General features: G+C 71.1%; 21 protein-coding genes, 1 tRNA gene and 1 pseudogene. 18 read left to right on the top strand and 5 right to left on the bottom strand.

Annotated features, from left to right (window positions below):
• Positions 1-327 precede the first annotated feature (327 nt).
• Positions 328-660 (bottom strand): hypothetical protein, encoded by a 333-nt coding sequence (locus tag ACFXGX_RS12040; protein ID WP_384788515.1) that lies wholly within the window; start codon positions 658-660, stop codon positions 328-330.
• Positions 657-1124 carry an NUDIX hydrolase gene (locus tag ACFXGX_RS12035; RefSeq protein ID WP_384788512.1) on the bottom strand — a complete coding sequence of 156 codons (468 nt, stop codon included), beginning with the start codon at positions 1122-1124 and terminating at the stop codon, positions 657-659. The genes ACFXGX_RS12040 and ACFXGX_RS12035 overlap by 4 nt, the downstream gene beginning before the upstream one ends.
• An 18-nt stretch (positions 1125-1142) precedes the next feature.
• Here ACFXGX_RS12035 and ACFXGX_RS12030 point away from each other — a divergent pair, with 18 nt between their 5' ends.
• From ACFXGX_RS12030 to ACFXGX_RS11975, 12 genes and pseudogenes are all read left to right on the top strand, one after another.
• On the top strand, positions 1143-1922 hold the full coding sequence (locus ACFXGX_RS12030) for a GntR family transcriptional regulator (RefSeq protein ID WP_384788509.1): 780 nt from the start codon (positions 1143-1145) through the stop codon (positions 1920-1922).
• 138 nt (positions 1923-2060) lie between these two features.
• Positions 2061-2417 carry a hypothetical protein gene (locus tag ACFXGX_RS12025; protein ID WP_266614483.1) on the top strand — a complete coding sequence of 119 codons (357 nt, stop codon included), beginning with the start codon at positions 2061-2063 and terminating at the stop codon, positions 2415-2417.
• A gap of 14 nt (positions 2418-2431) precedes the next feature.
• On the top strand, positions 2432-3775 hold the full coding sequence (locus ACFXGX_RS12020) for an FtsK/SpoIIIE domain-containing protein (protein ID WP_384788542.1): 1344 nt from the start codon (positions 2432-2434) through the stop codon (positions 3773-3775).
• A gap of 82 nt (positions 3776-3857) precedes the next feature.
• Complete coding sequence (locus ACFXGX_RS12015; RefSeq protein ID WP_384788506.1) at positions 3858-4061, top strand: hypothetical protein; 204 nt, start codon at positions 3858-3860, stop codon at positions 4059-4061.
• Positions 4061-4634 (top strand): annotated as a pseudogene (locus ACFXGX_RS12010) (DUF2637 domain-containing protein). Before ACFXGX_RS12015 ends, ACFXGX_RS12010 begins: the two are co-directional and overlap by 1 nt.
• A 20-nt stretch (positions 4635-4654) precedes the next feature.
• Positions 4655-4846: a mobile element transfer protein gene (locus tag ACFXGX_RS12005; RefSeq protein ID WP_326785254.1), complete on the top strand. Its 192-nt coding sequence runs from the start codon at positions 4655-4657 to the stop codon at positions 4844-4846.
• A gap of 11 nt (positions 4847-4857) precedes the next feature.
• Positions 4858-5013 (top strand): hypothetical protein, encoded by a 156-nt coding sequence (locus ACFXGX_RS12000; protein WP_384788503.1) that lies wholly within the window; start codon positions 4858-4860, stop codon positions 5011-5013.
• Between the two features lie 23 nt (positions 5014-5036).
• Positions 5037-5354: a SpdD-like protein gene (locus tag ACFXGX_RS11995; RefSeq protein ID WP_384788500.1), complete on the top strand. Its 318-nt coding sequence runs from the start codon at positions 5037-5039 to the stop codon at positions 5352-5354.
• A 91-nt stretch (positions 5355-5445) separates the two neighbouring features.
• Positions 5446-6855 (top strand): replication initiator protein RepSA, encoded by a 1410-nt coding sequence (repSA, locus tag ACFXGX_RS11990; RefSeq protein WP_384788497.1) that lies wholly within the window; start codon positions 5446-5448, stop codon positions 6853-6855.
• Positions 6852-7049: a helix-turn-helix transcriptional regulator gene (locus ACFXGX_RS11985; RefSeq protein ID WP_384788494.1), complete on the top strand. Its 198-nt coding sequence runs from the start codon at positions 6852-6854 to the stop codon at positions 7047-7049. Before repSA ends, ACFXGX_RS11985 begins: the two co-directional genes overlap by 4 nt.
• Positions 7049-7933, top strand: a complete 885-nt coding sequence (locus ACFXGX_RS11980) for a hypothetical protein (protein ID WP_384788491.1) — start codon at positions 7049-7051, stop codon at positions 7931-7933. The genes ACFXGX_RS11985 and ACFXGX_RS11980 overlap by 1 nt, the downstream gene beginning before the upstream one ends.
• Positions 7890-8444: a hypothetical protein gene (locus ACFXGX_RS11975; protein ID WP_384788488.1), complete on the top strand. Its 555-nt coding sequence runs from the start codon at positions 7890-7892 to the stop codon at positions 8442-8444. The genes ACFXGX_RS11980 and ACFXGX_RS11975 overlap by 44 nt, the downstream gene beginning before the upstream one ends.
• A gap of 176 nt (positions 8445-8620) precedes the next feature.
• On the opposite strand, the gene ACFXGX_RS11970 is transcribed toward ACFXGX_RS11975, so the two are convergent.
• Positions 8621-8696 (bottom strand) — tRNA-Arg (locus tag ACFXGX_RS11970).
• A gap of 299 nt (positions 8697-8995) precedes the next feature.
• On the opposite strand from ACFXGX_RS11970, the gene ACFXGX_RS11965 reads away from it, so the two are divergent.
• The 4 genes from ACFXGX_RS11965 (at position 8996) to ACFXGX_RS11950 (ending at position 15290) form a co-directional block, all read left to right on the top strand.
• A complete protein-coding gene (locus ACFXGX_RS11965) occupies positions 8996-10642 on the top strand; it encodes a dynamin family protein (protein WP_384788485.1) in 1647 nt (548 codons plus the stop codon).
• A complete protein-coding gene (locus tag ACFXGX_RS11960; RefSeq protein WP_384788482.1) occupies positions 10639-12945 on the top strand; it encodes a GTPase in 2307 nt (768 codons plus the stop codon). The genes ACFXGX_RS11965 and ACFXGX_RS11960 overlap by 4 nt, the downstream gene beginning before the upstream one ends.
• 197 nt (positions 12946-13142) lie before the next feature.
• Positions 13143-13610 (top strand): single-stranded DNA-binding protein, encoded by a 468-nt coding sequence (locus tag ACFXGX_RS11955; protein ID WP_384788480.1) that lies wholly within the window; start codon positions 13143-13145, stop codon positions 13608-13610.
• A 258-nt stretch (positions 13611-13868) separates the two neighbouring features.
• Positions 13869-15290 (top strand): Cys-Gln thioester bond-forming surface protein, encoded by a 1422-nt coding sequence (locus tag ACFXGX_RS11950; RefSeq protein ID WP_384788477.1) that lies wholly within the window; start codon positions 13869-13871, stop codon positions 15288-15290.
• 197 nt (positions 15291-15487) lie between these two features.
• On the opposite strand, the gene ACFXGX_RS11945 is transcribed toward ACFXGX_RS11950, so the two are convergent.
• The gene (locus tag ACFXGX_RS11945; protein WP_384788474.1) at positions 15488-16264 is read right to left on the bottom strand and encodes a YcnI family protein; all 777 of its coding nucleotides are present in this window, start codon (positions 16262-16264) and stop codon (positions 15488-15490) included.
• Positions 16265-16295: 31 nt separating this feature from the next.
• Complete coding sequence (locus ACFXGX_RS11940; protein WP_384788471.1) at positions 16296-16883, bottom strand: hypothetical protein; 588 nt, start codon at positions 16881-16883, stop codon at positions 16296-16298.
• 128 nt (positions 16884-17011) lie between these two features.
• Between ACFXGX_RS11940 and ACFXGX_RS11935 the strand changes: the two genes are divergently transcribed.
• Positions 17012-17971 carry a D-2-hydroxyacid dehydrogenase family protein gene (locus tag ACFXGX_RS11935; RefSeq protein ID WP_384788468.1) on the top strand — a complete coding sequence of 320 codons (960 nt, stop codon included), beginning with the start codon at positions 17012-17014 and terminating at the stop codon, positions 17969-17971.
• Between the two features lie 249 nt (positions 17972-18220).
• Complete coding sequence (locus tag ACFXGX_RS11930; RefSeq protein ID WP_384788465.1) at positions 18221-18559, top strand: chaplin; 339 nt, start codon at positions 18221-18223, stop codon at positions 18557-18559.
• Positions 18560-18670: the final 111 nt, after the last annotated feature.

Genomic DNA, 18670 nt, shown 5'->3' with positions numbered 1-18670 from the left:
AGGTGGAGCGCCCTGCCGGACGAACGACCTTGACGCCCTGGGCCGCGACTGCTCGGCTCTGCCTGGGTCGACGGCAGACGGGATGGGAGCACCCCACGCACGCCACATTTCGCAGGCACCCGCGAACGGCGCCCCCGCCATCTCGGAGCCTGAGCGCCCCCGCCGGAGGCAATGTTCTGACCGGGGCACTCCATACCCAGGTCTCTACCCATGGGCCGTAGCTCGCTGCGGCCCATGGGGCCAGACCCCGGCGCCGAAGGCGCAGAGGGGTCGGGCCCCAGGGGCCAGCCCGCGCTCGCGCGGGCACTTGATGAAGGAGAGAAAGTCTTACCCCGCTGGGGTGGTCATGTCGGGGAGGTCAGAGTTCTGCGGCGCCTTGCTGCTGGCGTCGGTTGGTCTTTGGTGTCCGCACGCCAGCTTCTTGCCGTCGGTCCCGACCACGTCGTAGTCGAGTAGCACGTTGTAGGGGTCGCCGTCCTCGTAGAGCCACACGGTGAAGAGGTCCTTGGAGACGGCTATTGAGAACTGCACGTTGCTGTCGCTCAGGGGCACGACCTCGAAGGCGTCTCCGGGCTTCATCCAGAAGTCCTCGCCGTACGGCTCGATGAACAGGCAGACGTCCGTGTCGCCCGCGTTCTCGACCGGCAGCTTGTTTGTCACGCGTTCTCGCTGATGAGATTCCGACCGTCATGGCTTCGTACGTGAGGACCGTTGCCGTCCAAGGCGTCCAGGAGTCTCACAGCGAAGGCCTCGGACATGCGCTCGCTGACCTCGTCCGGTGTGAGCCATGAGACCGCCAGGGACTCGCTGGAGGTGCGTTCGGTGCCGCCCGAGGGCTTGCAGCGGAAGACCAGGGCGACGACTCCGCGGGTCATGTTCTTGTAGACGCCGGTGAGTTCGTCCACCTCGACGTGGATACCGGTCTCCTCCAGGACCTCGCGGGCGACGCCGGCCTCGGGGGTCTCGTCGAGTTCGAGGATGCCGCCCGGGAGCTCCCAGGCGCCGTTGTCGGCTCGGCGGATCGCCAGGAGGCGGCCGTCCTCGCGCACCACTACTCCGGCTACGGACACGGAGTGCAGGGGGGAGGCTGTCGCTTCCTGTGATTGACTCATGTAAAGGAGCATAGGAGGCAGGGAAGGACTATGGGAACTGCGGCGGGAGGGGTCGGTTCCGGGCCTCGGTACGTACAGATCGCGGACGAGATCGTGCGGCAGATCCGGGCGGGGGTTCTGAAGCCCGGTGACATGGTGCCGAGTGAATCGGAGCTGGTGGAGCGCTACGGCGTCGCCGGCGGGACGATTCGTAAGGCCATGGTCGAGGTGCGGGCGAGTGGGCTGGTCGAGACCCGGCACGGCAAGGGTTCGATCGTGAAGGACCGGCCTCCGGTGCGGCACCGTTCCTCAGATCGCTTCCGGCGTTCGCTGCGGCGGGGAGGACAGGCGGCCTACCTCGCGGAGTCCGCGCAGTCCGGTGCCACCGCCAAGGTCAGCGTCCTCTACGTCGGTCCCCTGGAGGCGCCCGAGGATGCCGCCGGACGTATGGGCGTCCCCGTCGGCACACAGGTGTTGGCCCGTCGGCGTCTCTACTTCCGCAACGGCACGCCGGTCGAGACCGCCACGTCCTACCTGCCCTGGGACGTCGTGAAGGACATCCCCGAGCTGTTCGCCGAGAATCCCGGCGGCGGTGGCATCTACGCCCGACTCGAAGACCACGGGCATGAGTTCGCCGAGTTCGTCGAGACGGTGCAGGCGCGGCCGGCCTCCAAGGCGGAGGCTTCGGAGTTGGCGCTGAGCCCGGGTGCACCGGTGGTCCACCTGATCCGTGAGGCCCGTACGACCGCGGGTCTCGTGGTCGAGGTGTGCGACACCCTCATGGCCGCTGACCAGTTCGTCTTCGAGTACCGGATCCCCGCCGAGGACTGACGCCCACTCAGCATCCCGCAGCCCGCCACGAGTTCTTCTTCGTGGCGGGTTGACTCATGTACAGGAGTGGGGCACTCTTCTTCCTGTCACTCCTATACATGAGTGACGGAGTCCAGCATCTATAGAGGAGTGAGTTCTGTGCGTCAGATTCCCGTCGACACCTCCGGTGCGGTCGTGATGGTCGCCAAGTCCCCTCAGGTCAAGGTGCGTGACCGCCGTACCGGTGAGATCGCCACCGACACCGAGACCGGGGCAAGGCTGATGACCGTGGACGTGATGTTCGCGGCGAACGAGGAGGTGGAAATCCTGTCCATCACCGTGCCGGAGCCGGGCATCTCCGGTGAGCTGGCCATGGGCACGCCGGTCGCGCTCACGGGTCTGATCGCCCGGCCCTGGGAGAACGACTTCAACGGTCAGAGGCGGCACGGGATCGCGTTCCGTGCGGTCGCGGTCACCTCGCTCGTCGGTGCTGCCGCAGGGTCCAAGGCGGCCTGATCGTGGCCGACTTCATGGTCGTTCTGGTGCTGGTCGTCGCTGCCGTGGGTCTCCTGCGGTGGCGGCGTCCCGCCTGGTACTGGTTGACCTTCGGGGTCACGCTGGCCGTGTTACGGGTCCTGGTCCGCTACGGCTCGGTCATGGACGCATGCGGGCTGACCGTCCCGCCCTCGCGCTGGCGGCTGACGCTGGCCCGTGCCGCCAACCGGCCGATGCCGGAGCCGCGTCCGCCGCGCATCTTGCGGCTGCGGCCGACCCGTACCGGCCTGGTCCTGAGACTCAAACTCCGCCCCGGGCAGGACGCCTTCGACGTCGCCGCCGCCTCGGACCGGCTCCGGCACTCGTTCTCGATGTACGGCGTTACCTCGCGTGAGCTGCGCTCCGGCGTCGTCGAGGTGCGGATGACCGGTTACGACGTGCTCAAGCGAGTGCAGATGCCGACCGAGACCGACCGCCGGCCGATGCGGGTACCGGTCGCCCTGCGGGAGGACGGGGCAGTGCACTACCGCGACTACCGGGCCGTGCCCCATGCCCTCACCCTCGGCGCCACGGAGTCCGGCAAGTCCGTGTACCAGCGCAACCTGGTCGCGGGACTCGCCCCGATGGACGTCGCCCTCGTCGGTATCGACTGCAAGCAGGGGGTCGAACTGTTCCCGCTGGCCCGCCGGTTCTCGGCGCTGGCCGACGATCCCGACACCGCCGCGGAAGTGCTCGAAGCGCTTGTGGTCCGGATGGGGCACGTCTATCAGCTCATCCGGTCCCAGCAGCGGATCACCTCCGACGTCCCGGACGCGGAGATCGCCTCCGACATCTGGGACCTGCCCGACGGCCTCCGCCCGGTCCCGGTCGTGGTCCTGGTCGACGAGGTCGCCGAACTCGCCCTGTACGCAAGCAAGGACGAGGAGAAGCGCCGCGACCGCATCATCACCGCCATGGTCCGCCTCGCCCAGCTCGGCCGCGCGGCCGGCATCTACCTGGAGATCTGCGGGCAGCGCTTCGGCTCCGAACTCGGCAAGGGCATCACCATGCTTCGCGCCCAGCTCACCGGCCGCACAGCCCATCGCGTCAACGACGAGACCTCGGCCAACATGGCCTTCGGCGACATCTCCCCGGACGCCGTCCTCGCTGCGATCCAGATCCCGGCCGAGACACGGGGCATCGCCATCGCGGGTGACTCCTCCGGCGGATGGCACCGCATCCGTGCCCCGCACACCTCGCTCCGCCAGGCGGTGAACATCTGCAACCGGCACGCCGACCGGACCCCGGACCTGCCCGAGCTGGCCCCGTTCCGGCCCGCGCTCCCCAGCACCGCCACCGAGGCCGTGCCGCTGGTCAAGGCGTCCTCGGTCACCGTCTGATCCCCGCCCCACCCCCACGGTTGGCGCGACCGCCTTCGCGCCAAGTCCCTACCCCGCCATGCCCAAAGAAGGGAGACCCGTCATGTGCCCGAACTGCGAGGACTTCGCCCGCACCGTGCTCCTGCTCGGCCAACTCGCCCTCTACGCCGACGCGGCCGGCGCCGACCTCGACTTCGTGGACGCCGTCAACCCGTCCCTCGCCGCCTCGCTGCCCGAACCGCCGCCCGGCGTATTCCTGGACGGCTACGACCCCGACGACGGTCCCGCCTATCCGGGCGACGTCTGATGGGCGCCCGTCACGGCCTCCGGGTCGACGCGGTCCTGATTCAGGCAGTGATCGCCGGTGCCCTGTCCTTCGCCCACCTGCACGACCTGGCCGCCGCTGCCGGGCAGAACGGTTGGAAGGCATGGGCCTACCCCGTCAGCGTCGACCTGCTCCTCGCTCGGCGCCAACATCGCCACCGCCGGATTCCTCGACCTGGCCGACCCGCCTGCCCCGCTCCGCCTCGGCATCGCCGGATGGCCCGCGCTCGCCTTCCTCGGCGGGACCCTGCTCGCCCACTCGTCCGCTGCCGAACCGGAATCGGAAGCGGAGACGGTTCCGCCGGCCCCCGCTGTGGAAGCACCGGACGTCGAACAGCCCCTGTCGGAAGCCAGGCCCGCGCCTGCTGCGGTCCCCGCTCCAGAAGCCATCACTGCCGCTGTGCCCCCGGTCCCCGCCGTCCTCGTCGATCACGCCCGCAAGGTCGCCGACGAGTACCGCGCCCGCACCGGCTCCCCGATCGATCCCGACACCCTCCGCTCCCGCCTCGGCGTCCCGTCCCACCTTGCCGACGCCATCGCCGCCCACCTCACCTGACCAGGAATGAGGCATCCACGATGCCCGCACGCGACAACTTCCATTCCCTGATGCGGATCGGCCCGGTGCAGATCGGCACCCACCGCGACCGCAACGGCCGCACCACGCACGCCGCCGTCTGCACCGCCGACCGCTGCGGCTGGTCCGCCGACTACTCCAGCCAGACCGCCGCCCAGCTCGCCGCCCGCACCCACCGCTGCACCGTCCGCTGAGGAGACACCCCGTGCAGGTCCCGCTCTGGCTCGCTCTGGTCGCCGTCGGCTACCTCGGCGTCAAGCTCATCCGCCCGCCCTGGTGGCTCATCGCCGTGCTCCTCCTCGGCGGATTCCTCCTCGCCGACAGCGTCCTGGCTCCCGTCATCGACACCGCCGTCAAGTAGCGCACCGCGAAGGAGAACTGCCGATGCTCCGGCCCAAGTTCCCGACCATGCCGCAGCCCACCGGCCTGATCACCCCGCCCGCCGTCGTCCAGCCGACCACCATCACCCCGGGCATCCCGGTCCCGCAACCGGTCCCCGTCGCCCCCGCGCCGTCCCGCCCGGTCGTCCAGCTCACCCCCGGTACCGCGCTCGCGCTCGTCGGCGGCGGAACGGCCGTGGTCCTGGTCGTCGGCGCCGTCCTGGTCTCGCTGCTCCTGGCGGTCGCCATCACGGGGGCATCGGTCGCTGTCTGCGCGGTCGTCCTGCGCTCCCTGCTCGCCTCCGAAGCCAAGCGTCGCTGACCGGCCCCCGGGCGGCCTCGATACCGCCAAGCATCCGCCGCCCGGGAGCCGTCCCCGCCGATCGATCTCGCAACCGGAAGGAACCCCCAGCATGGCCCACCGGGCCTCACCCCCGACACAGAAGGCGCCCACGTCCGCCCCACCGCTCGACCCGATCACCCTCGGAGACATCCTTCGGGTGGCCTCGGCTTCCGACTACACCCGCTGGGAGGACCAGATCCGCCGCACCGGCGGCTGCTCCGACCCGATCCACCTGACCGGCTGGACTCTCAGCAAGGACAAGACCACCGGCGAGACCCTGCACCACTACTCCACCGAGAACGAACCCGGCGGACGCCTGCGCCTCGCCTGCGGCAACCGCCGCGCCTCCCGCTGCCCCTCCTGCGCCTGGACGTACGCGGGCGACACCTACAACCTGATCCGCGCCGGCCTCGCCGGGGACGACCGCCGGGACATCCCCGCCACCGTCCGCGATCACCCGCGGGTCTTCGCCACCCTCACGGCCCCCTCGTTCGGCCCGGTCCACAATCGGCCCGACCACGGCGGCCCCTGCCGGTGCGGCGCCCGGCACGCGTCCGACGCCCCGGAGCTAGGAACCGCCCTCGATCCGGAGACCTACGACTACGCGGGCGCTGTCCTCTTCAACAACCACGCCGGACAGCTCTGGCAGCGCTTCACCACCCGCCTGCGCCGCGAACTCGCCGCTCGCGCCGGACTGCCCCGCCGTGAACTCGCCAATCACTTGCGTGTCTCGTACGGCAAGGTCGCCGAGTTCCAGAAGCGCGGCGCCCTCCACTTCCACGCCGTCGTACGCCTCGACGGTCCCGAAGGGCCCGGAACACCGCCGCCCGCGTGGGCCACCGTCGACCTGCTCACGGACTCGGTACGTGCCGCCGTCGCGCACTCGTACACGTCCGTCTCGGTTCCGGCTGCCGGTGACCAGCCCGCCCGGACGTTCCGATGGGGAAGACAGCTCGACGTCCGGCCGGTCAAGGCCTTCGGGGACGGCACCGACATCACCGAACAGGCGGTCGCCTCGTACGTGGCCAAGTACGCCACCAAGGCCGCGGAGAACACCGGGACCCTGGACCGCCGCATCGGCGAACTCGCCGAACTCGACCGTCACGGCGTGCCCGATCACACCCGCCGACTCATCACCGCCTGCCGTGACTTGGACGCCCTATACCCAGACCGACGTCTCTGGGCCTGGGCGCACATGCTCGGCTTCCGCGGGCACTTCTCGTCCAAGTCGCGCACGTACTCCACCACCCTCGGCGCCATCCGCCAGGAACGCGCCGACTACCGCGCCGCGCAGGATGCCTCCGCCCTTGGCCTCGACGACCGCGAGCCGGACAACGTCCTCGTCCTGACCGACTGGCAGTACGCCGGCCACGGCCACACCCCCGGAGAGGCGGCCCTCGCCGCGACCATCGCGCACGATCTCCAGGCCAACCGCGAGACAGCCCGTGAAGCGCTGCTCGGCGAAGGGAGCACGACATGACCACGGCCACCCGGTCACGCAACATGCTCACGCTCGCCGAGGTCTGTGACGAACTGAGCGTGTCGCGCTCGACCTTCTACGACTGGCGCGCCAAGAGGCGTGCGCCGCGCTGCATCAAGCTCCCGAACGGCGACCTCAGGATCCGGCGGAGCGATCTCGACCACTGGCTCGACGACCGTGAGGACGCCGCCTGATGGAGACCACGTACGACGTCAAGATCTACAAGATCCTCACGTACAAGGGCGCCCGGAAGACCACGTACACCGTGCGCTGGGTGGTGGCGGGCAAGCCCTGGCGTGAGCCGTTCGGCACCGTCGCGCTCGCCGAGGGCTTCCGCTCCGAACTCATCCGGGCGACGGGCAAGGGTGAGACCTTCGTGATCGCCACCGGGCTGCCGGTGTCCCACCGTTCCAAGTCGGCCGCCATGAGCTGGTACGCGTTCGCCGTCGAGTACGTGGATGCCCGCTGGCCGGAGCTCGGCGGCAACAGCCGTAAGAACACCGCCAAGACCCTGACGGCGGTCACCATCGCGTTGCTGCGGGCCCAGCCGGCTCAGTTCGACCCGGTGGCCGTACGGACCGCGCTACGCGAATGGGCGTTCAACGCGACACGCCGTGCGGACGCCCCGCGGGACGTGGTGACCATCCTCAGATGGGTGGAGCGCAACTCTCTGCCTGTCTCGGTCTGGGAGGAGACGGAGAGGGTCGACGCGGTCCTGCGCGCCGTCGACACACGGCTCGACGGCAGGCAGGCTGCGGCCTGGTCCAGGAAGCGGCACCGCCGGATCCTCAACGTCGCCATGAAGCACGCGGTCCGGCGGCGCGTCCTGCGGACCAACCCCGCTCCCCAAGGGAAAGGACTCGACGGCCGTCACCAAGACCAGCAACGCCGTGGACAAACGGTCCCTGCTGAACGCGGACCAGGCGGCGGCGCTCCTCGACTGGATCCGGCGCCGGCCCCGTGGGGGAAAGCGGCTGCACGCGTTCTTCGCCACGCTGTACTACTGCGGTCTGCGGCCGGAGGAAGCGGTGGCCATGCGGGTACAGGACGTCACGCTCCCGGGCGTCGATGCCGCTGACCAGTGGTGCGAGCTGCTGATCCATACGGCGACCCCGGAGATCGGCAAGCAGTGGACCGACACCGGCGCGATCCACGAGGAGCGCGATCTCAAGGGGCGTGCCGAGGGCGAGACCCGCACCGCGCCTGGGCATCCCGCCCTGACGCGCGTTCTTCGGCAGCACATCGAGGACGAACGGCTTAAGCCCGGGGATCTGCTGTTCCAGGGGGAGACGGGCGGCATCCTCGCCGGTTCCGTCATCCGGCGGGCCTGGCGCAGCGCACGCAAGGCCGTCCTGCCCCCGCACGTCTTCGACTCGCCCACGGGAAGGCGGGTCTACGACAACCGACACACCCGCCTGACCAAATGGCTCAACGACGGGATTCCACCCGCCCAGGTGGCGGACTGGGCCGGCAACAGCGTCCCGGTGCTCCTGGCGACCTACGCGCGATGCGTCGAGGGACAGCTCCCTGACTTGAAAAGGCGCCTCGAAGCCGCGGGAGATCTTCCCGAGCCACCCGACACGGACTGAGGCTCCTCGCCGAAAACTTCGACACGTATTCGACAGGGCCACCCGCGAAAACCCGGTGACAGCCGTACGACCCCGGACCCATCCCTTGATCATCGGGAAGGTGTTCGGGGTCTCGCCGTATCGAGTGAAACATGACCTGACCAGCAAAAAGCCCTCCCGAACGGGAGGGCGGAGACTGGCGCCCCCGGCAGGACTCGAACCTGCGGCCAAGCGCTTAGAAGGCGCCTGCTCTATCCACTGAGCTACGGGGGCCGGGTGTGTCGGCCTGTGTCCTGGTGCCCGGGTGTGTCGGCCTGTGTCCTGGTGCCCGGGTGTGGGCGGATCCGTGACCTTGCCGGGGACAAGGATAGGGCTCCCGCCTCCCTGTCCCTCGCGCTTCGCCTCCGTGGCTCGATGTGGAGGTTGCGTGAAGCGGTCCTGATAATCGCAGGCGGGTACGAATCGTGCACCGCTTTTGGCGTCTCGCGCATCGGGTGTTGTGCACTCGTTATGCCTGCGTCCCAGTCATCCCTTCCGCCCCGTGTGTCCTGTCGGCGCGCAGACATACCCATATGCTTCAGAATGACTCCAAAATTGGGCATTCTTCGCATGTGGTGACCTTGGACGTACGGCCTCAGCTGCTCGACGCACTTTCCGCCCTGCGCGACCGTGTCGCCGCCGCACGCTTTCCGCTGCCCCTGGCAGGGGCTCCACGCGCGCGTGCCAACCGCGACGAACTGCTCGCACAGCTCGACGACTATTTGGTGCCCCGGTTGAGAGAACCCGAAGCACCCCTTCTCGCCGTCATCGGAGGGTCCACCGGTGCCGGCAAGTCCACCCTCGTCAACTCCCTTGTGGGGCGCCGGGTCAGCGAAGCGGGCGTACTGCGCCCGACGACCCGCACCCCGGTACTGGTGTGCCATCCGGAGGACCACCACTGGTTCAGCGGCATGCGTGTGCTGCCCCAGCTCACGCGTGTGTGGATGCCCCATCGGGAGCCCGGCGACGATCTTCCCCCCGCCACCGAACGCGGCGAGCGGGTGCTGCGGATCGAGACCGCCGACACGCTCCCCCGCGGCCTCGCCCTCCTCGACGCGCCCGACGTCGACTCACTGGTGGCCGAGAACCGGGTGCTGGCCGCCGAACTGATCTGCGCTGCCGACATCTGGGTGATGGTCACGACGGCCGCGCGGTACGCGGACGCCGTGCCCTGGCATCTGCTGCGAACCGCCAAGGAGCAGAAGGCGACCCTGGTCACGGTCCTGGACCGGGTACCGCACCAGGTGGTGTCCGAGGTCTCCCGGCAGTACGGCGCGCTGCTCACCAAGGCGGGACTCGGCGAGGCGCCCCGCTTCACCGTGCCCGAGCTGCCCGAGTCCGCCTGGGGCGGCGGTCTGCTCCCCGCCACGGCCGTCGCCCCGCTGCGTACGTGGCTCACACACCAGGTCCAGGACCCGGGAGCCCGTCACGGGGCCATGGCCCGTACGGCCCACGGTGTCCTCGACTCGCTGAGGTCGCGGATGCCGGAACTGGCCAGTGCCACCGCCGCGCAGTACGCCGCCGCGACACGGCTCACCGCGGCGGTCGACGGGGCGTACGACAGCGAGCACGCCCGCGCGAAGGGGCGTCTGCAGGCCGGGGCCGTGCTCTCCGGGGACGCCCTCAAGCGCTGGCGCGCCTATCCCCTCGACTGCACCGCCGAGGAACTGCTGGACGCGCTCGTGGAGAGCCTCTCGGCCCTGCTGCTGTGTTCCGTCACGGCCGCCGACGAACGCGTGGACGACGCCTGGCGCCGTGAACCGGCCTCGGGCGCTCAGGGGCTGACGGACCGTGATCCGACGCTGGAGAGCGCGGAGCACCGGATCGGTCTGGCCGTACGGCGCTGGCGGCGCGTCCTGGACGAGTACGCCGAGGACGAGGTGCGCGACCTCGACAAGAGTGTCGCGCCGGACTCCGCGGTGGTGGCCGCGCTGGTCGCCACCGCGCTCCTGGGCGGCCGCAGGGCGCGCAGCGCGGGCGAGGGGCTGGCCGAGCGGATCGGGGCCCACGGCGCGCTGCGGCTGCGCGACAAGGGCGGCCGGCTGCTCACCGACCTCGTCGACAGGGCCCTGCAGACCGAACGCGAGCGTCGGCTCGCGCCCCTCGAAGCGCTCGACGTCCATCCCGAACCCCAGGCCGAACTCATCGCCGCGCTGTCCGTACTGCAGAAGGAGAGGTGACCGCGGTGACTGCCGTCACTGACCACACGGATCAAGCCGACCGTCCCGGTGACGGACGTCCCGGAGACGGAGGGCCCGGAGACGGAGGGCCCGGAGACGGAGGCACTGGGGACGGGCGCCCCGGAGGCGGTCGTCCGGAGGACGGCCGTCCCGCAGAGGACCGGTCCGGGGACGGCGTGGGCGAAAACGCCACCTCCCGCGAAGACGCCCCTTCCCGGGCGGGCGCCTCGGGCACCTCGGGCGACGAGCACCCCGGCCGCACGGACCGTGACAACCGCGACGCCCGCGACGCCCGCGACAGCCATGACGAACGCGAGAGGTCGACCGGGGCCACCAGGAGCTCTCAGCACAACCGCCAGGACGACAGTGCGGCCGGTGCGGCCCATTCCGGGGCCCGGTCCCTGGAAGGCGCCGGAGAGGCCGCCGGGGAAGCCGGGCGGGGCGACCGGGCGGGCGGCGGCGGACGGACCGCGCGGGGCGACGGTACGACCGGGCAGGGCGCCTCTCATGACGCCTCCGGAGCGGAGCCCCACGCGCGTGGGGATGGCGACGACCCGACGCGCGCGGAGGACGGCCCCGTCTGGGACGACGGCCTCATCGCGCGGCGCGTGACGGAGGCGGCCGCGGCCCGGTACCAGACGCCGTCGGCGGAGGCCAAGGCCGCCGTCCCGGCGGTGCCCGCCCCCCTCGCGTACGACGGGCCGTTGCACTCGCGCCTGGACGCGCTCCGCGAACTGGTGGGCCTGTCCCGCGCCCGCCTCGACAGCGGAACGCTCGCCGAGGCGGGCCGGGTCCTGGACGAGGCGGCCGCCCGCCGCAGGCTCTCCGGGGAGCACACCGTCGTCGCCATCGCCGGCGCCACGGGCAGCGGCAAGTCGCAGCTCTTCAACGCGCTCGCGGGCGTGGCGATCTCGGAGACCGGCGTCCGCAGGCCGACCACCTCGGCGCCCATCGCCTGCACCTGGAGCGACGGCGCGGCCACCCTCATCGACCGGCTCGGCATCCCCGGGCGGCTGCGCAGACGCCCGTTGCAGAGCGCGGAGGCGGAGGCACAGCTCCGCGGCCTGGTCCTGGTCGACCTGCCCGACCACGACTCGGCGGCCGTCCAGCACCGCGAGCAGGTGGACCGGGTCCTCCGGCTGGTCGACGCCGTCATCTGGGTGGTGGATCCGGAGAAGTACGCGGACGCCGTCCTCCATGAGCGCTATCTGCGGCCGCTCGCCGGGCACGCGGAGGTCACCTTCGTGGTCCTCAACCAGGTGGACCGGCTCCCCGGCGAGGCCGCCGACCAGGTGCTCGACGATCTGCGGCGGCTGCTGGACGAGGACGGCGTCGCACTCGGCGAGTACGGGGAACCGGGCGCGACCGTCCTGTCCCTGTCCGCGCTCACCGGCGCCGGGGTCCCCGAACTGCGCGAGTGTCTCGGCCAGTTCGTGGCGGAGCGGGGCGCCGCTGCACGGCGGATCACGGCCGATCTCGACGCGGCCGCGGCACGGCTGCGCCCCATCTACGCGACGGGACGGCGGGTCGGGCTGAGCGAGGAGGCGCGGGACGAGTTCGCGGACCGTCTCGCGGACGCGGTCGGCGCCGTGGCGACCGGCGAGGCCGCCGAGCGGTCCTGGCGTCGCAACGCCAACCGCGCCTGCGGCACGCCCTGGCTGCGGTTGTGGCGCTGGTATCTGGAGCGGCGCGAACCCCCGACCGGGCGGCTGCCCGTGCGCGCTCCCGCGGACGAGGAGGCCACCGCCCGCCAGCGGGTCGAACAGGCGGTACGGACGGTCGCCGAACGGGCCGCGTACGGGCTTCCCGCTCCCTGGGCGCAGGCGGTGCGTGAGGCGGCCGTACGGGGCGCGCAGGGGCTGCCCGAGGCGCTGGACGACATGGCGGCGCGCGCGACGGCACCGGCCGGACGGCCGCCGCGGCCGGGCTGGTGGCCCGTCGCGGTGCTGGCGCAGGCCGCGATGACGATCGTCCAGGTCATCGGCGGGCTCTGGTTGGTGGGCCAGATCATCGGGGTCATGTCCCCGAACCTCGGGGTCCCGGTGCTGCTGATGGTGTCGGGCATCGTCGGCGGTCCGGCCGTGGAGTGGGCCAGCAGAATGGCCGCCGGTGGGCCGGCCCGGCGCTACGGCCTGGAGGCGGAGAGACGGTTGCGCGAGGCGGCCGCCGCGTGCGGCAGAGCCCGGGTACTGGATCCGGTGGCGGCGGAGCTGCTGCGGTACCGCGAGGTGCGCGAGCAGTACGGGCGGGTCATCGGAACCGTGGCGGCTGGGACGGCGACGGTGGGCGCCCGACTCCGGTGAACTGGTCCGGTGAACTGGTCGGGTGACCCGGTGGGGTGACGCAGTGGGGTGACCCGGTCGGGTGACGCGGATTTCCACAACCGTCCGTCGGCCCACAGCGCCCAGCGGGCCCGGCCCGGCGGAGGCAGTCTGATCTCGCGGCGACCGCAGCGCATGCGGTCCCCGCGGCAGACGCATCCGTACGGGAGGGATTCACGATGAACGAGACGATGGTGTGCGCGGTGGGCAACGTGGCGACACGGCCCGTGTACCGGGACCTGGCGAACGGCGCGTCGGCGCGGTTCCGGCTGGCGGTGACCTCGCGGTACTGGGACCGCGAGAAGAACGGGTGGACGGACGGGCACACCAACTTCTTCACGGTGTGGGCCAATCGCGCGCTCGCGACGAACGTGGGGGCCTCGGTCTCGGTGGGCGATCCGGTCATCGTGCAGGGCAGGCTGAAGGTGCGCACCGAGACGCGCGACGGGCAGAGCTGGACGTCGGCGGACATCGACGCGGTGGCGATCGGCCACGACCTCTCACGGGGTACCTCGGCCTTCCGGCGTCCGTCCAAGGAGGGCGAGCCGGCTGCGGCGCAGCGCCCCGAGCCCAGTTGGGAATCGGTTCCCGACGCCCTGCCGGAGGGCGCTTCCCAACCACGTCCGGAACCAGCCGGGGTGACGTGATGTCAGCGGAGAGATCGATCTGACCGAACTGCGGCTTATCGACAAATACATGGCGAACAGCCCTTGTGGATTTGTCGATAGGCGCAGCTCACGGAAGTGATCGCGATAACGATTCCGAGTCAGATCGGTTGCCGGACGACATGACCAGGAAGAGCGATGCGGCGCTTCCTTAGGATGCCGAACACAGCTCTCGGGGCTTCTGATTCTGCTGGCGGGACCGTCCCCCATGTCAAAGGGTCCTGCGCGAAGGGGAATTCTGTGTCTTCTGCGTTCTCGGTGTTGTCAGCACGCGGGCGAGGGACAGCCCGTCTCGCCGCCGCGGCCTTGGTGTGGGGACTCGCCGCCGCGGGGACGGTCGCCGCGGCCGGCACGGCCGACGCTGACGAGATCCCGCAGAGCCAGGCCGGAGCGAGCGCCACGATAGGCGACCTGAAGACGTACGGTTCCGCGGTCATTCACGAGAACGGCGAGGACTCCTGGGTCTCGGCCGGACTGTTCGAGATGACCGTCGAGAACGGCGGCATGCTGCAGACCTACTGCGTCGACCTCCACAACCCGACCCAGCGGGACGCCCGGTATCAGGAGACCTCCTGGAACGGCACATCACTGAGCGGCAACAAGGACGCGGGCAAGATCCGCTGGATCCTCGAGAACTCCTACCCGCAGGTGAACGACCTGGCGGCGCTGGCCGGGAAGGCCGGTGTCACCGGTCTCACAGAGCAGGACGCGGCGGCCGGCACCCAGGTGGCGATCTGGCGGTACTCGGACGGCGCCGATGTGGACGCCGCGGACCCGCAGGCGGAGAAACTCGCGGACTACCTGGAGAAGAACGCGCGGGACCTGCCGGAGCCCGAGGCCTCGCTGACGCTCACCCCGGCGGCGGTGTCCGGCCACCCCGGTGAGCGGCTCGGCCCGGTCACGGTGCACACCAACGCGGGCAGCGTGACGGTGACCCCGCCCATGGGCATCGCCGCCGCCGGAGTGAAGGTCGTCGACAAGGACGGCAGGTCGGTCAACTCCGCGACGGACGGCAGCCGGCTCTTCTTCGACGTGCCCGAGGACGGCGCGGACGGTTCCACCTCGCTCACCGTGCAGGCCTCTACGACCGTGCCGGTCGGCCGTGCCTTCACCTCGGAGACCCGCAGCCAGACGCAGATCCTCGCCGGCTCCAGCGAGTCCACCGTCTCCGCGACGGCGAGCGCGAACTGGGCGGCCAAGGGTGCGATACCCGCCCTGTCCGCCCAGAAGAACTGCGCCAAGGGCGGTGTGGACATCACGGTGGCGAACAAGGGCGACGCGCCCTTCACGTTCGAGCTGATGGGCGACGAGCACACGGTCGCGGCCGGAATATCCGAGACCCTCATCATCCCGCTGCAGGAGGACCAGGCCTACGACTTCACGATCGGCGGCACGGACAGCGGCGGCACGGACGGCGGCGGGAAGCGGTTCAAGGGCGTGCTGGACTGCAAGACCCAGGGCACTACGAGCGACATCTCGACCCAGACGCTCAGCGAGCCGAGCCCGGCGTCGGTGGGAGGCTCCAGCGGGGGCACCGACCTCGCCGAGACCGGCGGCTCCGGACTGACTCCGGTCATCGCGGGCGCGGCCATCGGCCTCGTCTTGATCGGCGGTGCCGTGATGGTGCTCCTCGGCAGGAAGCAGACACCGCCCAAGGTCTGAGCCGACACCACTGCGGGTCCGAGGAGACACCGCCGCGGGTCTGACGGGCCGGCGGCCTGATCCGGCCTCGGCGTCCCGCGGGGTCGAACCGTGAAACGCCGAGGCCGACCACAGGGACGAGCCGCGCAACGCCGGGGGCGACCCCAGAGGTCAGCCGCCCCGCCGACGGGAGTTGACGGGGCGGCGACAACGGCGGTCTAGGAGCGGGCGTTCCGGACGCGTACGACGGCGAACGCGGCCGCGAGCAGACCGAGAACTCCGACGATCAGGCCCGCGGTGCCCAGGGCGCGTGCGGTGGAGTCACTGCTCTTGGCGCTCGCGGTCGATTCCTCGGCGCCCGAGGACGACGACGAGGAAGAGGACGACGAGGACGACGACGAGTCGGAGCCGGAGGCACCGGTCCCGGCCGAGGCGGGCTCCTCTCCCGCGCCCTCGGCGGTGAGGGCGAGCACCGGAGCCGGGCTCTCCGGCTCCTCCTCGCCCTTCTGCGACTGCTCGATCCAGCGGACCACCTTGCCGTCCGAGTAGGTCTGGAGCGTCTTGAAGGTCAGCTGGTCGACGTCGTCCGGGAGCTGGCCGAAGGCGACCTGGAAGTCCTGGAACTCGCCGTGGCGGATCCGGCCGCCGGTCCAGGTGATCTCGGAGACAGCGTCCGTGATCGTGCCGTCGTCCGTCTTGACGGGCTTCTTCAGCTTCACGGTCGTCGCCTTCGCGGTCCAGCCCGCCTGCGGGGTGACCAGGACACCCACGACCGGGTGATCGGTGGGCAGGAAGATCTGCACCTTGGTGGTGCTGGCGGTGTCCTCCTCGTTGGGGACGCGGAAGCTCAGGAGGCCGTCCGTGGCTCCCTTGGCGTAGCTCTCGGGGTGGACCGTGACATGCGCGAAGGCGGCGCCCGCGGCGGTCAGGACGCCCGCGGTGGTGAGGGCGAGGACGGCGCCGGTGCGGCGCAGGGTGGTGCTGATCGGGGACATCCGGGGAACTCCGTACTGAGGGGAAACGTGGTCAGGGCGTGAGGACGAGCCCTGCCGGCGGTCCCCGGCGCGAGACGGCGTGACGCAGCAGCGCCCGCCCGAGCGGCCACGGTTCGGCGGGTGTCCGGCCCGTGACACCCTCGTACGGCCGTGCCGGGGGCGGCCCCGTCCTCGACCTCCACCACGCGGCGAGCCCCGGTACGAACGTCACGGCGCGGCGCAGCAGGGACCACAGGGCGGCCTCGCCGCGCCGCAGCCACCACGTCGCCAGCAGAGCGGCCGCGACATGCGCGGCCGTGGCGTGGGGGGTCAGGGCGTGGGCGGCCGGGTGCGCCATGTGCATCCCGTGCATGCTCATCGTCATGCGCGGCCGGGCGGCCTCGAAGCCGAGGTGGAGTCCGGCCTGGGCGACGAGCATGGCGCCGCCTATCCCGGACAGGGAACGCTCGCGGCCTCCGAGCGCGCAGCCGGCGGCGAAGACGGCGAGGAGTCCCGCGCCTTCCGCGTAGAGCGGCGGCGCCTGGCCGGTGGCGAGCGCGTGCCCCCCGGCGGCCAGCAGCACGCACAGTACGGCGAACACCGCGGCGCGCAGACTCCGTACCGCCGGCGACGCATTCATAGTGCCCAGATACTGCCATGGGGAGGGAGTGACCGTCGCGGCTTCCCCCCGCGGCCCTCGGTCGTGATCCGCCGAGCTCCCCCACGCAACGCTCGGGTAGGGTCCGGCTGAGCCTGAAGGGACCCGAAATGCGTCTTCGCTGTGCCGTGCTGGACGACTATCAGAGTGTCGCGACCCGGATCGCCGACTGGGCGCCCGTCGCGGACACCGTGGAAGTCACCGGCTTCGACCGGCACTTCGACGACGAGGACGCGCTGGCCGCCGCGCTGGCGGACTTCGACATCGTCGTCACGCTGCGCGAACGCGTGCCCTTCCCCGCGTCCTTGCTGACGCGGCTGCCGCGACTGAGACTGCTGATCGCCTCGGGGATGCGCAACACGGTGATCGACTACCCCGCCGCCGAGGCGCACGGGGTGACCGTGTGCGGCACGCCGAGTTCCTCGACGCCTCCCGTCGAGCTGACCTGGGCCCTGCTGCTCGGCCTCGCGCGGGGAATCGTCCCGGAGAGCAATTCCCTGCGGGAGGGCGGTCCCTGGCAGAGCACCGTCGGCGCCGATCTGTACGGCCGGCGGCTCGGCCTGCTCGGGCTGGGCAAGATCGGCGGCCGGGTGGCCCAGGTGGGGCTCGCCTTCGGCATGCGGGTCGGCGCGTGGAGCCAGAACCTCACCGCGGAGCGGGCCGAGGAGGTCGGCGTGGAGCTCGCGCCCTCCAAGGAGGAACTGCTGGCGGAAAGCGACTTCGTCTCCGTGCACCTCGCGCTCGGCGACCGCACCCGCGGGCTCGTCGGCGCCGCCGAGCTGGCCCTCCTCAAGCCCACCGCCTACCTCGTCAACACCTCGCGCTCGGCGATCGTCGACCAGGACGCCCTGCTGGCCGCGCTGCGCGCGGGGCGTATCGCCGGAGCGGGCGTCGACGTGTTCGACACCGAGCCGCTGCCCGCCGGCCATCCGATGCGCTCGGCGCCCCGCCTGCTGGCCACCCCGCACCTCGGCTATGTGTCGCGTTCCAACTACGAGACGTACTACGGGGCGGCCGTCGAGAACATCCAGGCGTTCCTCGCGGGCACACCGCTGCGCCGGCTCGGCTGACCGCACCCGCCCGGTCCGCTGCCCCCGTTCCGCTGCCCGGTCCCCCGGTCCGGCCGCTCGCCTGATTCCCCATCAGGTCCCCGCTCCGTCGTGCGGCCGCCCCGGGCCTGACGAACGGCCGTCCGTCAGGCCTCTGTTCGATCAGTGATCCCCTGGCGGAACGCCCGTGACCAGGTGTGGACGGACGCGTTGAAGGGGAAGTGCGGTCGCGTCCGAGCCATCGCACTCGTCGAATCTAAGGAGAACGTGATGTCTCGCATCGCGAAGGCCGCCGCAGTCGTCGTGGGCACGGGTGCCGTGGCCCTCAGCGGCGCCGGCATGGCCATGGCTGACGCCGGCGCCCAGGGCGGGGCCGTCGGCTCGCCCGGTGTCCTGTCGGGCAACGTCATCCAGGCCCCGATCCACGTGCCGGTCAATGTGTGCGGCAACACGATCGACATCGTCGGCCTGCTGAACCCGGCGTTCGGCAACACCTGCGTGAACGACGGTGGCCACCACAAGGAGCACCACGGCAAGAAGAAGCACCACGCGGAGAAGAAGCACCACGAGGTGAAGAAGCACCACGAGACCCGCGGCTACGGCAACTGAGCCGGTAGTCAGCACGCGCGAGGCCCCCGGCGGGACGTCACCCCCGGGGGCCTCGGCAGTCCCGGGCCGCGTGGGCACGCGTCCCGGCCCTTGTCTCTATGTGTAGCCGTA

It is taken from the genome of Streptomyces sp. NPDC059371, assembly GCF_042751995.1.
Lineage (GTDB): Bacteria > Actinomycetota > Actinomycetes > Streptomycetales > Streptomycetaceae > Streptomyces.
This window is presented reverse-complemented; position numbering and strand designations above follow the sequence as displayed.

What these genes read in the sequence shown, in the direction of transcription:
- ACFXGX_RS12035 (WP_384788512.1), bottom strand. Translation starts at nt 1,124, where the DNA reads ATGCTCCTTTACATGAGTCAATCACAGGAAGCGACAGCCTCCCCCCTG.
- ACFXGX_RS12030 (WP_384788509.1), top strand. Translation starts at nt 1,143, where the DNA reads ATGGGAACTGCGGCGGGAGGGGTCGGTTCCGGGCCTCGGTACGTACAG.
- ACFXGX_RS12020 (WP_384788542.1), top strand. Translation starts at nt 2,432, where the DNA reads ATGGTCGTTCTGGTGCTGGTCGTCGCTGCCGTGGGTCTCCTGCGGTGG.
- ACFXGX_RS12015 (WP_384788506.1), top strand. Translation starts at nt 3,858, where the DNA reads ATGTGCCCGAACTGCGAGGACTTCGCCCGCACCGTGCTCCTGCTCGGC.
- ACFXGX_RS12005 (WP_326785254.1), top strand. Translation starts at nt 4,655, where the DNA reads ATGCCCGCACGCGACAACTTCCATTCCCTGATGCGGATCGGCCCGGTG.
- ACFXGX_RS11995 (WP_384788500.1), top strand. Translation starts at nt 5,037, where the DNA reads ATGCTCCGGCCCAAGTTCCCGACCATGCCGCAGCCCACCGGCCTGATC.
- repSA (WP_384788497.1), top strand. Translation starts at nt 5,446, where the DNA reads ATGGCCCACCGGGCCTCACCCCCGACACAGAAGGCGCCCACGTCCGCC.
- ACFXGX_RS11985 (WP_384788494.1), top strand. Translation starts at nt 6,852, where the DNA reads ATGACCACGGCCACCCGGTCACGCAACATGCTCACGCTCGCCGAGGTC.
- ACFXGX_RS11980 (WP_384788491.1), top strand. Translation starts at nt 7,049, where the DNA reads ATGGAGACCACGTACGACGTCAAGATCTACAAGATCCTCACGTACAAG.
- ACFXGX_RS11975 (WP_384788488.1), top strand. Translation starts at nt 7,890, where the DNA reads ATGCGGGTACAGGACGTCACGCTCCCGGGCGTCGATGCCGCTGACCAG.
- ACFXGX_RS11965 (WP_384788485.1), top strand. Translation starts at nt 8,996, where the DNA reads ATGCTTCAGAATGACTCCAAAATTGGGCATTCTTCGCATGTGGTGACC.
- ACFXGX_RS11955 (WP_384788480.1), top strand. Translation starts at nt 13,143, where the DNA reads ATGAACGAGACGATGGTGTGCGCGGTGGGCAACGTGGCGACACGGCCC.
- ACFXGX_RS11945 (WP_384788474.1), bottom strand. Translation starts at nt 16,264, where the DNA reads ATGTCCCCGATCAGCACCACCCTGCGCCGCACCGGCGCCGTCCTCGCC.
- ACFXGX_RS11940 (WP_384788471.1), bottom strand. Translation starts at nt 16,883, where the DNA reads ATGAATGCGTCGCCGGCGGTACGGAGTCTGCGCGCCGCGGTGTTCGCC.
- ACFXGX_RS11935 (WP_384788468.1), top strand. Translation starts at nt 17,012, where the DNA reads ATGCGTCTTCGCTGTGCCGTGCTGGACGACTATCAGAGTGTCGCGACC.
- ACFXGX_RS11930 (WP_384788465.1), top strand. Translation starts at nt 18,221, where the DNA reads ATGTCTCGCATCGCGAAGGCCGCCGCAGTCGTCGTGGGCACGGGTGCC.